Below are 14,905 nucleotides of genomic sequence, written 5' to 3'. Positions count from 1 at the left end.
CTACGCGAGCGCGGGCGGGATCAGGAGGCCTGGCAGACCGGGCACCAGTAGAGGTTGCGGCCCACCATCTCCCGGGTCGCCACCTCCGTGCCGCAGACCCGGCAGGGCAGGCCGGTGCGCCGGTACACGTAGTGCGCGTCCTCGCGGGTCACCGCGCCGCGCCGGCGGCCGCGGTCCTCCGGCCGGGTGGTGACGATCCGGCCCATCCGCACCCCGGCCCGCATGAGGACGACGAGGTCGGCCCACAGCCGCGCCCACTCGTCGGCGCCCACGTCGCGGCCGGGGCGGAACGGCGAGACGCGGTGCCGGAAGAGGATCTCGGCGCGGTAGACGTTGCCGACGCCGGCCAGCACCGACTGGTCCATCAGCAGCGCGCCCACCGCGGTGCGGCTGCCGGCGATGCGGCGGTGGGCGACCGCGCCGTCGCGGCCGCGGGCGCGCAGCGGGTCGGGGCCCAGGCGGTCGAGGATCTTGTCCACCTCGGGGGCGGTGAGCACCTCGCACGCGGTGGCCCCGCGCAGGTCGGTCCACGCGCCCTGCCCGTCGGGCCCCGGCCCCTCCCAGCGCATGCGCAGGGCGCCACGCGGCGGGGGAGGGGTGCCCGTCCCGCTGGTGTAGCTGCCGTACAGGCCCAGGTGCACGTGCAGGGTGTCGGCGCCGAAGCAGGCGAACAGGTGCTTGCCGTAGGAGGTCACCTCGTCGAGCAGGCGGCCGTCGAGCAGCTCGGCGCCGGCGGCGAAGCGCCCCTGGGGGCTGGTCACGTGCACCGGTCGGCCGGCGAACGCCTCCTGCTGCTCCCGGGCCAGCCGGAACAGGGTGTGGCCCTCAGGCACGGCGCACCCGCTCGAACCGCTCCAGCGCCACCCGTCGCTCGTGCGCGTGGTCGACGACCGGCTCCGGGTAGCCGGCGGGCACGCCGCCGGGCGCCGTCCACGGCTCGTGCACGTGCCGGGCGTCCAGCCCCCGCAGCTCGGGCACCCACCGCTTCACGTACTCGCCGTCCGGGTCGAACCTCCTCCCCTGGGTGATCGGGTTGAAGACCCGGTAGTAGGGCGAGGGGTCGGTGCCGGTGCCGGCGACCCACTGCCAGCCGTGGTTGTTGCTGGCCAGGTCGCCGTCGACCAGGTGCTGCATGAAGTACCGGGCGCCCAGCGTCCACTCCTGGTGCAGGTCCTTGACCAGGAAGGAGGCGACGATCATCCGCACCCGGTTGTGCACCCAGGCCTCGCCGAGCAGCTGGCGCATGCCGGCGTCGACGATGGGGAAGCCGGTGCGGCCGGTCTGCCAGGCCCGCACCAGCTCCTCGGCGTGCGGGCCCGCGTCGTAGCCGAGGGCCTGCAGCTCCGGGCGCAGGTACTCGCGGGCGGTCTCCGGGCGGTGCCAGAGGACGTCGGCGTAGAACTCCCGCCAGGCCAGCTCGTCGGTGAACCGGCGGACCGCCTCGGTCCGCTCCCCGGCGGGCCCGAGGTCGGCGAGGTCGGCCAGCAGCGTGCGGGGGTGGATGGTGCCGTACTTCAGGTGCGGGGACAGCCGGCTGGTGGCGTCGCGGCCGGGCAGGTCCCGCCCGTCGGCGTAGCCGGTGAGCCGCTGCTCGCGGAACCGCTCCCAGGCGGTGTGCGCGGCCTCCTCACCGGCCGGCGGCAGCTGCACGTCCCCGACGTCCTGGGCGGGCGGCAGGTCCCCGGGGGGCACGCCGTCGCACCACCGGACGTGGTCGGGCCGCCGCGCGGGCGCGGGCCACCCGTGCTCGCGCCAGGCGCGGGCGAACGGGGAGAAGACCTGGAAGGCGCTGCCGTCCCGCTTGGTCACCAGCCCCGGCCCGACGGCGTACGGCGAGCCGGTCCGGACCAGGGGGACGTCGCCGAGGGCCCGCTCGACCGCCGCGTCGCGGCGGCGGCCGTAGGGCCCGGTGTCGGCGGAGACGTGCACGCCGCCGGCCGCGACCTCTCGCGCCACCGCGGGGACGACGTCGGCCGGGTCGCCCTCGCGGACGACGAGCGCGCCGCCGGTCGCCGCGCGCAGCTCGGCCAGGCAGCGGCGCAGGTACTCGCGCCGCGGCAGCCCCGACGGCCCCCACAGCCGCGGGTCGACGACGAACAGCGGCAGCACCCCGCCGTCCGGGCCGGCGGCCGAGCACGCGGCGAGCAGGGCCGGGTGGTCGCCGAGCCGCAGGTCACGGCGGAACCAGAGCACGCTGACGGGCACCCCCGCCACGCTAGACGAAGGGCCTCGGTGCCCCCCATGACGCGCATGCTCGTCGCGGGCTCCTGCACCGAGGCCGTCGCGGTGCTCCTAGGCGCCGGCGGTGGCCAGCCCGAAGTGCGGGCGGTCCTCCTCGCGCACGAGGTCGAGGTAGTCCGGGTGCTGCTGGATGTAGTAGCGGATGAAGGAGCAGTAGGGCAGGACGTGCAGGCCGCGCTCCCGCGCGGCGTCGAGGACGCCGGCGACCAGGACCGACCCGATGCCGCGGCCGCCCACGCTCGGGTCGACCTCGGTGTGGGGGAGGGTCATCACGCCGTTGTCGACGTGGTAACTGGCGAGTCCGACGACCCGCTCGCCCAGCCTGACCTCGAACCGTCCCCGATCGGGGACGTCGACCACGCTCGTCTCCATCTCGCTGTGCCCACCTTCCGCTCGCCGCCGGCGCCGTTGCCGGGGCTGGTTGTGCGTACCTGAACGGTAACGCCTCGGCAACGGCCTGTGTCCCCGCCCGGCCCGGCGGGCGCGTCGGCGCGGAGGCGCTCAGTCGCCCCTCGGCGGGTCCGCCGCGCGCTCGGCCAGCAGGCGGTCGAGCTTGGCCTCGAGCCGGTCGAGTCGCTCCTCCAGCCGCTGCTCGAGGGTCACGGCCTCCGCCTCCAGGGCCCGCTCCTCGGCGGCCGCCATGCGCGCGGCCACGGCGAGGGCGACGACCGCGGCGACGGCGCCGATGACCGCCACGCCCGCCACCATCACGGCGGCGGCGACCACCCGGCCGGCCGCGGTGACCGGGACGTGGTCGCCGTAGCCGACCGTCGTCAGCGTCGTGATGGCCCACCACACGCCGTCGGCCGCCGAGCGCACGGTGCTCCCCGGCCGGTTCCCCTCGATCGCCCACAACGCCAGCCCGCCGGTCAGGACCACCACCGCCGTGACGGCGGTGACGGCCACGCTGAGGCGGCGCACCAGCGTCCAGGTGAGCCGTCGCGACGGGGACATGGCGACATCCTGCGCGGCCGCTGCCGCCGCCGGGGAGCACCGGTGCATGCTCGGCCGATGTCCCGTCCGCGCGCCCGGTGTCACATCCGCGGGCCCGGCGGTGCTTCCCCGGTGTGGACCTGGTGCAGCACGAGCGGTGGGCGGCGCCCGCCGTCCGCGCCTCGCGGACGCCGGTGAGGGCCGACGGTGTCCGGCCGGACCTCGAGGCGGTGTTCCGCGCGGACTACCCGCGGGTGGTCGGCGTGGCGGCCCGCGTGCTCGGGTCCCGCGACCAGGCCGAGGACGTCGCCCAGGAGGTGTTCCTCGCCTTCGGCCGCTCGTCGGTGCCCGCCCGGGAGGCCGCCGGCTGGCTGAGCGTCGCGGCCGCCCACACCGCGCTCAACCTGCTGCGCTCGGGCCGCCGCCGCGCCGCGCGCGAGGAGGTCGTCGGCCGGCAGCAGCCGGCCGAGGTGCCGGACGTCGCCGACGCGGTGCTCACCCGGTTCGAGCGCGGCCGGGTGCGGGCCGCCCTCGCCCGGCTGCCGCGCCGGCAGGCGCTGGTCCTGGTCCTGCGGCACAGCGGCCTGAGCTACGACGAGGTGGCGGCCGCCCTCGATCTGTCCCCCGGCAGCGTCGGCACCACCGTGCGGCGCGCCGAGTCCCGCCTGAAGGAGGAACTGGACCGCGATGCGTCATCCGAGTGAGGGCGTGCTGCGCCGCCTGGTCGACGAGCCCCTGGGCGTCGCCGACGCCGACCGCGCGCACGTCGCCGCGTGCCCGTCCTGCCTGGCCGGCCTGGAGGCCGCCCGCGCCGACGCCCGGACCGCCGCGGCCGCGCTGGACGCCGGGGTGCCCACGCACGTCGACACCGACGCCGGCTGGGCCCGGCTGACCGCCGCCGCCCCGGCCGGCCGGGCCGCCGCGCCGGCCCGCCGCCGGCGGTGGGCGCCCGCGCTGCGCCGTCCGGCGGTCGCCGCCCTCGGGGCCGCCGTCGTCCTGTCCGGCGCCGGGGTGGCCGCGGCCAACGACTGGCTGCCGATGTTCCGCACCGAGCAGGTCCGGCCGATCGCGCTGGACGAGCGCGACCTGGTCGCGCTGCCCGACCTCTCCGCGTTCGGGGACCTGGAGGTCACCGGCGAGGTCGAGCCCGCGGAGGTGCCCGACGCCGCGGCCGCCGAGGAGCGCACCGGCCTGGCCGTGCCGGCGGTCGACGACCTGCCCACCGGCGTGACCGGCGAGCCGTCGTACCTGGTGGTCGACCCGGTGAGCGCGGTGTTCACCTTCTCGGCGGAGCAGGCGGCCGAGACCGCGGCCGCGTCGGGGGAGGAGCTGCCCGTGCCGCCGCCCGGGCTGGACGGCAGCCGGGTCCGGCTGGAGGCCGGTCCCGCGGTCGCCGCGGTCTGGACGCAGCGCTCCGGCCTGCCGGTCCTGGCCGTGGGCCGGGCGGTCGCGCCCACCGCGTTCTCCGACGGCGTCCCGTTCGGGACGGTGCGCGACTACCTGCTCTCGCTGCCGGGGCTGCCCGCGGACGTCGCCGAGCAGCTGCGCACCTTCTCCGCCGACGCGGCGACCCTGCCGCTGCCGGTGCCGGCCGACATGGTCACCACGTCGACGGCCGAGGTGGCCGGGGCGGAGGCGACCGTGCTCGAGTCCCGGGACGGCACCATGGCGGGCGTGGTGTGGGTCGCCGACGGGGTCGTGACCGGCGTCGCCGGCGCCGTCAGCACCGACGAGGTCCTCGCCGTGGCCCGCGGGCTGCGCTGATGGCGGTCCCCGACAGCTGGGGCGACACCCGCACGGCCGCCGAGCTGGTGGCCGACCTGCCGGAGTCCCCGGCCGTGTGGTGCTCGGGCCTGCGCAAGCGGTACCGGCGCCGGACGGCGGTCGACGGCGTCTCGTTCACCGTCGGCCGCGGCGAGGTGGTCGGCCTGCTCGGGCCCAACGGGGCGGGCAAGACCAGCGTGATCAAGATGCTGCTGGGCCTGGTGCACGCCGACGCCGGCGAGGTGATGCTGCTCGGCCGCCCGGGCTCCGACCCGCGGTCCCGGGCCCGGGTCGGCTACCTGCCCGAGCTGTTCCGCTACCAGCCGTGGCTGACCGCCCGCGAGGTGCTGGCGCTGCACGCCCGCCTCGCGGGGGTGCCGATGACCGAGGCCGACGGCGGCGAGCGGCTGGCCGCCGTCGGGCTCGGCGGGCGGGCCGGGGACCGGGTCGGCGGGTTCTCCAAGGGCATGCAGCAGCGCCTCGGGCTCGCGGTGGCCCTGGTCGGCCGCCCCGAGCTGGTGGTCCTCGACGAGCCCACCAGCGCGCTGGACCCGATCGGCCGGGTCGACGTCCGCGACCTCGTGCTCTCGCTCAAGGCGCAGGGCGTGGCGGTGCTGCTCAACTCCCACCTGATCGGCGAGGTCGAGCGGGTCTGCGACCGCGTGGTCATCCTCGACTCCGGCCGGGTGGCCGCCGCCGGCACCCTCGCCGAGCTGCTCGGCCGGCGGGAGGTCCGGCTGCACCTGACCGGGGTCGACGGCCGCGCCTCGGCGCGGCTGCGGGCCGCGGGGGAGGTCTCCGCCTCCGGGGACCGGTTCACCGTCGTGTTCCCGGACGGCGACGACGGCGCCGCCGTGCCCGCCCTCGTCGCCGACCTGGTGGCGCTCGGGGTCGCCGTGCACGCGGTCGAGCCGGCGCGGATCAGCCTGGAGGAGCGGCTGCTGGGCATCCTGCGGGCCGGGCACGGGGACGGCGGCCGGTGAACGGGGTGCTGACGATCGCCCGGCTGACCGTCCGGGAGGCCGCCCGCCGGCGGGTGCTGTGGGCGCTCGCCGTCCTCACCCTGGCCCTGCTCGTGCTCAGCGGGTGGGGCTTCTCCAAGCTGACCGGGCTGGACACCGAGTTCGGCGACCTCACCTCCGGCCAGGCCCGGCTGATCGCCTCCCAGCTGCTCAACCTGGTCATGTTCGGGCTGAGCCTCATCGCCGCGCTGGGCACCGCGTTCCTGGCCGGGCCGACGGTGGCCGGGGAGATCGAGTCCGGCATGGCGCTGTCGCTGATGGCCCGGCCGGTGCGCCGGTCGGCGGTGCTGCTGGGCAAGTGGCTGGGGCTGGTCGCCGTCGGCTGCGGCTACGTGGTGGTCGCGGGGCTCGCGCAGTTCCTCGTCGTCCGGTGGACCGTGGGCTACTGGCCGCCCGATCCGGCCGAGGGGCTGGCCCTGCTCGCCGCGCAGACCGTCGCGCTGCTGACCCTCGGGCTGCTGCTGTCCAGCGTCATCTCGCCGATGGCCTCGGGGGTGGTCGCCGTCGGGCTGTTCGGCGCCACCTGGGTCGCGGGCATCGTCGGCAACGTCGGCCAGGTCCTCGGCAACGAGGGGGTGGAGCGGGTCGGCACCGTCTCGCGGGTGCTGCTGCCCACCGACGGGCTGTGGCGCGGGGCCATGCACGCGTTCCAGGACCCGTCCGCGCTGCTGACGCTCGGCCCCGAGGGCGCCGGTTTCCCCTTCCTCAGCGAGGCCCCGCTCACCGCGGTCTACCTGCTGTGGGCGGCGTTCTGGATCGCCATGGTGTGGGGGCTGACCGCGCTGGTGCTGCGCCGCCGCGACGTCTGAGCGCTCAGTCCGCCGGCGCCGGCCGGTCCTACCCCACATGGGCAGGGTCGTCGGGGACATGACGGTGTCGGTCGACGGGTTCGTCTCCGGGGCGGGGGACGGCGTCGAGGCGCTGCACCGCTGGGCGCTGGAGAGCCGCGACCCGGTCGACGCCGCGGAGCTGGAGAGCGTGGCGGCCGACGCCGGCGCCGTCGTCATGGGGCGGCGCACCTTCGACGCGGTCGACGGGCCGGACGGCTGGCAGGAGGGCATGGGGTACGGCGCGCGGCACGACGGCCGGCCGCCGTTCTTCGTCGTGACGTCGTCCCGGCCGCGGACGGTCCGGCTCGCCGGCACGCACGACTTCACCTTCGTGCTCGACGGGCCCGCCGCCGCGGTCACCGCCGCCCGGGCGGCCGCCGGCGAGCGGGACGTGTACGTGATGGGCGGCGGGGCGCTGGTCGGCAGCTGCCTGGCGGCGGGGCTGCTCGACCGGCTGCGGCTGCACCTCGCGCCGGAGGTGCTCGGCGCCGGCACCCCGCTGTTCGCCGCGGGCTCCTCTCGCCGCCTGGTGCAGCGGGAGGTGCGGGTCTCCTCGACCGCGGTGCACCTGACCTACGACGTCGCCGGCTGAGGGCCGGGCCGCGAGCTCAGGCGGCGGGGTCGGGCGGCGGCGTCAGGCGACCGGGTCGGCCGCCCGGCGCGCGGTCGGCGGGCGCCAGCCGGTGGTGTCCCGGCGGGCCGCCGGCCGCACCGGCATCGGGTCGGGCTCGGGGAGGGGGGCGCCGCGGTCGGCGGAGAGGTCCTCCGGGTCGAGAGCGATCGAGCGGAGGACGCCGTCCATGATCGCCGGGGCGACGTCCGGCCGGGTCGACCGCATGTGCGGCTCGATCGTCGCGATGAGCAGGGTGCAGGGGGTGCTGGCGCCGGACCCGAGGTAGGGCTGGGACGCCGCTCCGGGCATCGTCAGCCACGGGATCCCCATCATGTGCTGGAGCCGCAGGACCCGGTCGTCCAGCACGGTCACCCAGCCCTCGACCCCGGACCGCCGGGAGTACTCGTGGATGCCGTGGCACAACGCGAGCGTGACCTCGGCGCCGGACGCGCCGCTGCGGAAGCGCCGGTCGACCGCCAGGCTGGCGACGTCCCACACCGGTCCACCGGCCGGTGCCGCCGCGGCGAGGGCGGCGGCCGGGTCGACGTGCCAGGGGTCGCCGGCGACGTCGACCAGGGTCTTCACCGGCGCGGACGCCGGGTCGTCGACGATGAACCGGGCGGCCCCGACGGCCGAGCCGGACTCCTCGTCGAGGACGACGACGAACCGGGAGCGGTCCTCGTACGGGCCGTACTCCTCCTCCATCACCTCCGGCGTGTTGCCGAAGGCCTGCAGGAACACCGCGGCCTCGATCCGGCGGGCGGCGTCCCGCTCGGCCGGGGTGTGGGCGACGAGGAGGCGCAGCGCCACGTCAGAAGGACTTCGCGACGACGGGCTCGGCGGCGAACCAGTCGCGGGTGAACGCGACGGCGTCGTCCACGTCGAACGCCTTGCAGGTGTAGATGTCCACGGAGAAGAACAGCCGCGGCTGCTCCCAGGCGTAGAAGTGCGCGCCCGAGGTCTCCCAGTGGATCCAGCCGGCCCAGCCGTACAGGTCGGAGCGGTGGGTCACCGGCTCGAGCAGCTGCACCATGTCGACCGCGCGGGACAGGTCGGACAGGTAGCGGCGGATCTGCTCGTCGTCGACGGGCCGGGCGGGCACGCCCTCGATCACCAGCCGCTGCCGCAGGATGTCCGGCGCCAGGTCCCGCCACTCGGCGGCGGGGGCCGGCGCGACGGCCCGGTCGGCGCCACGCACCAGGCGGGGACGGAGCAGCTCACTGGCGGGGGAGGACGGCGTCACGTGATCATGGTGGCCCGCCGACTACGTACAGCGTCCGACCCCTGACGGCGTGTCGTCACAACGGAACGTGAACGTGCGCCTCCGCACACCCGATCCGCCTGGTCAGGCGCTGAGCTCCGGCAGCAGCGCGGCGTCCAGGACCCCGGCGTCCGCGGCGGCCAGCCAGCCGAGGAAGTCCTCGACCGGCATGGGCCGGGCGATGCCGTAGCCCTGGGCGACGTCGCAGCCCAGCCGCGCGAGCGCGGCGCTGGTGGACGCCGTCTCCACGCCCTCGGCGACCAGGTGCAGCCCGAGGTCGTGGGCGAGCGCCACGGTGTGCCGGACGATGGCCGCGGCCCGCGGGTCGCGGTCGACGTCCGCGGTCAGGCTGCGGTCGATCTTCAGCTCGTCGGCCGGCAGGTGCCGCAGGTAGGCCAGCGAGCTGTAGCCGGTCCCGTAGTCGTCGATCGACGTCCGGACGCCGAGCTCGCGCAGGTCGGCCAGCACGGCGCGGCCCCGCTCGGGGTCGGCCATGAGGGTGTCCTCGACCAGCTCGAGGGTCAGCGCCTCGGTGGGCAGGCCGTGCCGGTGCAGCGCGGCGGCGACCTTCTCGGGCAGGTCGAGGTCGGTCACGTTCGCGGCCGAGAGGTTGACCGAGACCGGCACGTGGCGGTCGTTCCACCAGCGGGTGGTGGCCGCGAGCGCCAGCTCGAGGACGCGGTCGGTCAGCGGGCGCAGCAGCCCGGCCTGCTCGGCGGCGGGCAGCAGGTGCGCGGGGGAGAGCAGGCCGCGGGTCGGGTGGTTCCACCGCACCAGGGCCTCGGCGCCGACGATCGACCCGTCGCGCAGGTCCATCTGCGGCTGCAGGAAGACGACGAGCTCGTCGCCCTGGAGCGCCACGCGCAGCTCCTCCATGGTGCGCAGCCGGTCGCTGCCGGAGGTGCCGGTGATCGGGTCGGGGACGTACACGTGCACGCCCTCCCGTGCGGCCTTGGCCGAGTACATGGCGACGTCGGCGCAGTGCAGCAGCTCCTGCACGGTCGTGGCGGGGGCCGGCGTCGTGGCCACGCCGACGCTGACGCCGACGTGCAGCCGGATCCCGGTCACCATGAACGGCTCGAGCAGCAGCGCCCGGAGCCGCTCGGCGAGGGCCTGGGCCCGCTGCGTGTCGGCGGCGGGCAGCAGGACGGCGAACTCGTCGCCGCCGAGCCGGGCGAGGAGGTCGTCGGCGCGCAGGGCGCGCCGCAGCCGCGGCCCGATCTGGCGCAGCAGCTCGTCGCCGGCGGAGTGCCCGAGGCTGTCGTTGACCTCCTTGAACCCGTCGAGGTCCAGGAGCAGCAGGGCCGCGGGGCGGGCGGCCGTCGCCGTCACGACGGCGTCCTGGGCGGCCTCGAGCAGCGCGCGGCGGTTGGGCAGGCCGGTCAGCTCGTCGGTGCGCGACTCCCGCTTGACCTGGTGGAAGCCGCGGACCTCGTGGAAGGTCACGGCGATGCGGGCGATGCCGGCGACCACGCAGGCGATCGCGAGCCACGCGCAGACCGGCGGGATCGGGTGCGTCCAGCCGGAGCCGAGGACGAAGAGGCTGGCCGCGATGCAGGCCAGCGGCACGGCCAGCAGGCGCCAGCCGATGCGCGAGGCGCCGCGGTCGACCGGGGCGGGGCGGTCCACGGCGGTCGCGGCCGACAGCGCGGCGAAGACGACACCGGTGAGCCAGCCCAGCTCGAGCGGGCCGCCGTCGACGTAGTCGCCGCGGACCGACAGGGTGAAGTACACGAGGTCCGACGCCGCGACGAAGGTCAGGCCCGTGATCACCAGGACGAGGGTGCGGTCCATCCGCATGCCGAGGATCGAGCCGACGGCGGCCAGCATGGCCAGCAGCACCACGGTGATCGTCGGGCTGGTCAGCTCGATCGCCGGCACGGCCTCCTGCCCCGCCTCGGGGATCAGGTAGGGCCCGAGCAGCAGCGCGATGCCGATGGAGAGGCTGCCCAGCGCGGTGATGAGGCCGTCCAGCCACATGCTGGGGTGGAAGCGGGGCACCCGGGCCTTGATGACGCCGACCACGAAGACGTAGAGCGTGAGGTACCCGCAGAGGGAGATGAGGTCCGCGAGGGGCGACGAGGGTCCGTTGCCGTCGACCCCGGCGGCGAGCACGCGCAGGGCGTTGCCCACCGCGCTGAGGGTGAGCGCGATGCCCAGGCCCCACCACGCGAGCCGGTCGATCCGGATGCGCCGACCGGCCGAGAACAGCGCCCAGGCCGCGGCCAGGTACGGCAGGTTGAACAGCACCACGTCGTAGAGCCGGTCCCACGCGTCGCCCGCGGGGCGGAACCAGACCCCGGTGGCGAACACCAGGGCCAGGCCCACGGTCAGGTACAGCGCGAGGACGGGACGCCGCTGGGCGGTCGTCGACGGTCCGTGCGTCTTCATGGTCAGGGGATCGGCCGTCGGCGGCCCGGGGCACAGTGGAGTGACTCCAGGGGTCACCTGATGGGGTGAGACGGCCTCCTCCTCACCCTCCGGCGGGGAGGCCGCCGGTCAGCTCGGCTTGGTGCCGCCGACGATCCGTGCGACACCGCCGAACCACCGGTGGTCGATGGTCTCCGGGTCGGTCACCTGCCGCTCCAGCGGCTCCCAGAAGCGCCGGCGCTGGTCGGCCTGGGCCAGCAGCCGGTAGTAGGTGTTCGCGACGCCGCTCTCCCGCCGGCCGTCGAGGTACAGGTCCATGACGGCGATCCGGCCGCCGGGGCGGACCAGGTCGAACATGCGCTGGAAGACGTCCTGCCAGTCGGGCACGACGCTCAGGCCGAGCACGCAGATCGCCGCGTCCACCTGTCCCGCCCCGATGAGGTCGGCGTCGAGCTGGCGGGCGTCGGCCTGGACGAGGGAGACGTTGCGCCACCCGGCGTCCCTCACCTTGGCCCGGGCCCGGGACAGCATGCCGGGGGAGTAGTCGACCCCGACGACCCGGCCGTAGGGCCCGACCCGCTCCCGCAGCAGCGGGAGGCTGGCGCCGGTGCCGGTCGGCACGTCCAGGACGGTCTGGCCGCGCTGCAGCCGGAGGAGCTCCACCGCCTCGCGCCGGTGCCCGCCGTGCAGGAACTCGGTGCCGGACTCGTAGACCCAGGCGAAGACGTCGTAGTGCTGCATGGGGCAGGCCTACCAGGTCGGCCGGGGCGGTGGGGTCGGGCGTCGGCGGACGGCGCGTGTGTCCCGCAGCACGGTCGACCGGCCGGCCGGCGCCGGACCCGTCAGTCGGTCGCCCGGCCGTGCACGGCGTCGAACACGTCCAGGAGGCGCTCGCGGGCCGCCGGCGGGAGCGTGGCCGAGGGCAGCCCGCGCAGCGCGGCGGTGGTGCCGCGCACCTGCTCGAGGTAGACCACGCACGGATCGCAGAGGTCGAGGTGCGCCGCGACCGCCCGCTCCAGCGCGTCGGGCAGCGTGCCCTCGAGGTGCTCGGTGACGAGCTCGACGAACTCCTGGCAGGCGATCTCGAGGACCCGGTCGTCGTCCGGGGTCCGCGGGTGCGGCGGGCCGGTCACGGCGCTCACGTCCCCACTCTCCCGTCCCGGTACACGTCCTCGAGGCGGGCACGGATCCGTGCCCGGCCGCGGTGCAGCAGGAGCCGCTGGTTGCCGGCGCTGATGCCGAGCGCGGTGCAGACCTCGTCCGACGTGAGCCCGTGCACGTCCCGGAGGGTCACGACGGTCCGCTGGCGCTCCGGGAGCTCGTCCAGCGCCGTCCGCAGCTCGCGGCGGATCTCGGCGGCGACCGCCGCGTCCTCCGGGGGCGGTTCCCAGCGCACCGGCAGGCCGGCGTCGGTCCAGTGCCGCGGCCACCGGTCGTCCGGACCGCGGAACCGGCCGGGGTCGACCGTCGGGCCCGCGTCGCCGTCGGCGCCGTCGTCGGCGAACGCCGACGACCAGGGCACGGAGCGTGCCTCGCGCACGCCTCGCGTCCGGGCCTGGTTCTCCAGGATCCGGAAGACCCAGGTCCGCAGGGACGAGCGGCCCTCGAAGCGGTCCAGCTGGGTGATCACGGCCAACCACGTCTCCTGCACGACCTCCTCGGCGGAAGCCCGCGTCGACACGTGGTGGCGCGCGATGCCCAGGAGCACCGGGGACCAGGCCTCGACCAGCTCGGTGAACGCCGCCCGGTCGCCGGCGCGCAGCCGCTCGAGCAGCTCGGCCTGCGCCGCGCTGCCGCCCTCGAGGACCGCCGCGCCGACCGCGGAGGTGCCGGGACCGTGCTGCGGCATGGGCGAGCTCCTCGCCGGGGGAGGTCCGGGGACGGCGGAACGCTGCGGCCATCATCGGGAGCGGTGGTGGCCGCCGTCAGGGACGGAGGTCCCGCGGACGGGCGCCGGACGGCTCCCCGGGGCACCGTCACGGCCGGGCCCGTTCCGCCTGGTCGATCGCCCAGGCGGCGTTGACCAGGCCGATGTGGCTGAAGGCCTGCGGCACGTTGCCGAGCTGCTCACCGGTGGCCGGGTCGACCTCCTCCGAGAGGAGCCCGAGGTCGTTGGCGAACGCGGCGGCGTGCTCGAACACCTCGCGGGCGCGGTCCACCCGTCCCGCGAGGGCCAGTGCCTGGGCGAGCCAGAAGGTGCACAGCAGGAAGGTGCCCTCCTCGCCGGCCAGGCCGTCGACACCGCCCTCGGTCCGGTAGCGGTAGACCAGCCCGCGGTCGTCGGTCAGCCGGTCGGCGATCGCCTCGATGGTGGCGAGCATCCGGGGGTCGTCGGCGGGCAGGAACCCGACGATCGGCAGCATCAGGTTCGACGCGTCGAGCGCCGTGGACCCGAAGTACTGCGTGAAGGCGCCGGCCTCCTCGCTCCAGCCCTGCTGCAGCACGGCGTCGGCGATCTCCTCGCGGACCTTCTGCCACTCGTCGACGCGGTGCTCGCAGCGCAGCTGCGGCGCCAGCGCGATGGCCCGGTCGAGGGCCACCCAGCACATGACCTTCGAGTAGAGGAAGTGCTGCGGCTCCCCGCGCACCTCCCAGATGCCCTGGTCCCTGTCCTGCCACCGGACCGCGGCGGTGTCGGCGCAGGCGGCCAGGAACCACCGCGTCTCCTCGTCGAGCGCCGGCAGCTGGTCGGACAACCGGGCGGCGGCGCCGAGCAGCTCGCCGTAGACGTCGACCTGGCGCTGGTCCCACGCGCCGTTGCCGACCCGCACCGGGCGGCTGTCCCGCCAGCCGCGCAGATGCGGCAGGGTCCGCTCGCTGAGGTCGTGCTCGCCGCCCACGCCGAACATGATCTGCAGCGAGGACTCCGGGCCGATGCCGGCCGCGCCCGCGGTGGTCATGAAGGCGAAGAAGTCCTGGGCCTCGTCGGGGCAGGCGGCCACCCACAGGGCCTCCATGGTGAAGCTGGCGTCCCGGACCCAGGCGAAGCGGTAGTCCCAGTTCCGCTCGCCGCCGACCCCCTCCGGCAGCGACGTCGTGCCCGCGGCGACGACCGCGCCACTGGGCTGGTACGACAGCCCCTGCAGCACCCGGCCGCTCAGGTGCACGAGGTCGGCCCACGGCCCGTCGTAGGTCTGGTGCAGCTCGCACCAGGACTCCCAGCTCTCGAGCGTGCGCTCGAGCAGGCCGGCGAGCTCGCGCTGGGGCCACACGTGCGCGGACACGGCGTCCCCGAGGGTGCTGCGGTGCAGGGCGAGGTGGACGACGTCCCCGGCCCGCAGCCGCAGCCGGGTCTCGGCCCGGCCGTCGTGCAGCGACGGTTCGCCCGGCAGGGTGAGCACCAGCCAGTCGGCGCCGCCGCGGGCCGCGACGCCCCCCTCGACGCGGGACAGCAGCGGCACGATCAGCCCGTACTCGGGCCGCGGCCGGTAGTCGACCAGGACCTCCACCTCGCCGGCGGTGCAGGCCAGCCGGCGGATGAGCACGTGCGGCACGTCGGTCCCCAGCCGGTGGCCGCCGTTGTCGGGGCCCAGCGCCAGGGCGTCGGTGAGCTGCAGCTCGCCCTCCGCGGTCCGGAACGTGGTCTCCAGCGCGAGCGAGCGGTCGGCGTACCGGCGGGTGGCGGTCCACTCCGCGGTGGGCCGGACCGACCAGTGCCCGGCGTCGTCGTCGAGCAACGCCGCGAAGACCGACGGGCCGTCGAAGCGGGGGAAGCAGAGCCATACGACGGTCCCGGCGCGGTCGACGAGCGCGCACGAGTGCCGGTCGGAGAGGAACGCGTGGTCGGCGATCGGGGTGGAGCTCATGGCGGTCTCCCGGGGTCGGCGGTCGTTGCTCCGCAGTCGCGCGGGGGCGGGCTGCCGTTACGCGT

General features: G+C 76.1%; 16 protein-coding genes. 5 read left to right on the top strand and 11 right to left on the bottom strand.

What is annotated here, in order from left to right; all coding sequences use genetic code 11:
* Window positions 1-20: 20 nt before the first annotated feature.
* From ACI79F_RS21600 to ACI79F_RS21585, 4 genes are all read right to left on the bottom strand, one after another.
* The gene (locus ACI79F_RS21600) at window positions 21-833 is read right to left on the bottom strand and encodes an Fpg/Nei family DNA glycosylase (RefSeq protein ID WP_456543002.1); all 813 of its coding nucleotides are present in this window, start codon (window positions 831-833) and stop codon (window positions 21-23) included.
* Window positions 826-2,205, bottom strand: a complete 1,380-nt coding sequence (locus ACI79F_RS21595; protein WP_456543001.1) for a cryptochrome/photolyase family protein — start codon at window positions 2,203-2,205, stop codon at window positions 826-828. The genes ACI79F_RS21600 and ACI79F_RS21595 overlap by 8 nt, the downstream gene beginning before the upstream one ends.
* 87 nt (window positions 2,206-2,292) lie before the next feature.
* Window positions 2,293-2,613, bottom strand: coding sequence for a GNAT family N-acetyltransferase (locus ACI79F_RS21590; RefSeq protein WP_456543000.1), 321 nt, complete (start codon window positions 2,611-2,613; stop codon window positions 2,293-2,295).
* 129 nt (window positions 2,614-2,742) lie between these two features.
* Window positions 2,743-3,195, bottom strand: a complete 453-nt coding sequence (locus ACI79F_RS21585) for a potassium channel family protein (protein ID WP_456542999.1) — start codon at window positions 3,193-3,195, stop codon at window positions 2,743-2,745.
* A 113-nt stretch (window positions 3,196-3,308) separates the two neighbouring features.
* Here ACI79F_RS21585 and ACI79F_RS21580 point away from each other — a divergent pair, with 113 nt between their 5' ends.
* From ACI79F_RS21580 to ACI79F_RS21560, 5 genes are read left to right on the top strand one after another with little or no spacing between them, the layout of a single operon-like run.
* A complete protein-coding gene (locus ACI79F_RS21580; protein ID WP_456542998.1) occupies window positions 3,309-3,878 on the top strand; it encodes a sigma-70 family RNA polymerase sigma factor in 570 nt (189 codons plus the stop codon).
* On the top strand, window positions 3,862-4,938 hold the full coding sequence (locus tag ACI79F_RS21575) for a hypothetical protein (protein ID WP_456542997.1): 1,077 nt from the start codon (window positions 3,862-3,864) through the stop codon (window positions 4,936-4,938). The genes ACI79F_RS21580 and ACI79F_RS21575 overlap by 17 nt, the downstream gene beginning before the upstream one ends.
* Complete coding sequence (locus ACI79F_RS21570) at window positions 4,938-5,921, top strand: ABC transporter ATP-binding protein (RefSeq protein WP_456542996.1); 984 nt, start codon at window positions 4,938-4,940, stop codon at window positions 5,919-5,921. Before ACI79F_RS21575 ends, ACI79F_RS21570 begins: the two co-directional genes overlap by 1 nt.
* Window positions 5,918-6,769, top strand: a complete 852-nt coding sequence (locus ACI79F_RS21565) for an ABC transporter permease (protein WP_456542995.1) — start codon at window positions 5,918-5,920, stop codon at window positions 6,767-6,769. Before ACI79F_RS21570 ends, ACI79F_RS21565 begins: the two co-directional genes overlap by 4 nt.
* 37 nt (window positions 6,770-6,806) lie before the next feature.
* Window positions 6,807-7,382 (top strand): dihydrofolate reductase family protein, encoded by a 576-nt coding sequence (locus ACI79F_RS21560; RefSeq protein ID WP_456542994.1) that lies wholly within the window; start codon window positions 6,807-6,809, stop codon window positions 7,380-7,382.
* Between the two features lie 42 nt (window positions 7,383-7,424).
* Here ACI79F_RS21560 and ACI79F_RS21555 read toward each other — a convergent pair whose 3' ends face one another.
* The 7 genes from ACI79F_RS21555 to ACI79F_RS21525 all read right to left on the bottom strand — a co-directional run bounded on the left by ACI79F_RS21555 (window position 7,425) and on the right by ACI79F_RS21525 (window position 14,840).
* Window positions 7,425-8,213 (bottom strand): hypothetical protein, encoded by a 789-nt coding sequence (locus ACI79F_RS21555; RefSeq protein WP_456542993.1) that lies wholly within the window; start codon window positions 8,211-8,213, stop codon window positions 7,425-7,427.
* 1 nt (window position 8,214) lies between these two features.
* Window positions 8,215-8,646: an S-adenosylmethionine decarboxylase gene (locus tag ACI79F_RS21550; protein ID WP_456542992.1), complete on the bottom strand. Its 432-nt coding sequence runs from the start codon at window positions 8,644-8,646 to the stop codon at window positions 8,215-8,217.
* Between the two features lie 102 nt (window positions 8,647-8,748).
* Complete coding sequence (locus ACI79F_RS21545; protein WP_456542991.1) at window positions 8,749-11,055, bottom strand: putative bifunctional diguanylate cyclase/phosphodiesterase; 2,307 nt, start codon at window positions 11,053-11,055, stop codon at window positions 8,749-8,751.
* A 108-nt stretch (window positions 11,056-11,163) separates the two neighbouring features.
* On the bottom strand, window positions 11,164-11,775 hold the full coding sequence (locus ACI79F_RS21540) for a class I SAM-dependent methyltransferase (RefSeq protein WP_456542990.1): 612 nt from the start codon (window positions 11,773-11,775) through the stop codon (window positions 11,164-11,166).
* 101 nt (window positions 11,776-11,876) lie between these two features.
* Window positions 11,877-12,176, bottom strand: coding sequence for an anti-sigma factor family protein (locus ACI79F_RS21535; protein ID WP_456542989.1), 300 nt, complete (start codon window positions 12,174-12,176; stop codon window positions 11,877-11,879).
* Complete coding sequence (locus tag ACI79F_RS21530; RefSeq protein ID WP_456542988.1) at window positions 12,173-12,883, bottom strand: RNA polymerase sigma factor; 711 nt, start codon at window positions 12,881-12,883, stop codon at window positions 12,173-12,175. The genes ACI79F_RS21535 and ACI79F_RS21530 overlap by 4 nt, the downstream gene beginning before the upstream one ends.
* A 127-nt stretch (window positions 12,884-13,010) precedes the next feature.
* Window positions 13,011-14,840 (bottom strand): glycoside hydrolase family 15 protein, encoded by a 1,830-nt coding sequence (locus ACI79F_RS21525; protein ID WP_456542987.1) that lies wholly within the window; start codon window positions 14,838-14,840, stop codon window positions 13,011-13,013.
* Window positions 14,841-14,905: the final 65 nt, after the last annotated feature.

The organism is Blastococcus sp. SYSU D00868, assembly GCF_054050575.1.
The sequence above is the reverse complement of the archived record's forward strand: the minus strand, read 5'-3'. Positions and strand labels throughout refer to the sequence as shown.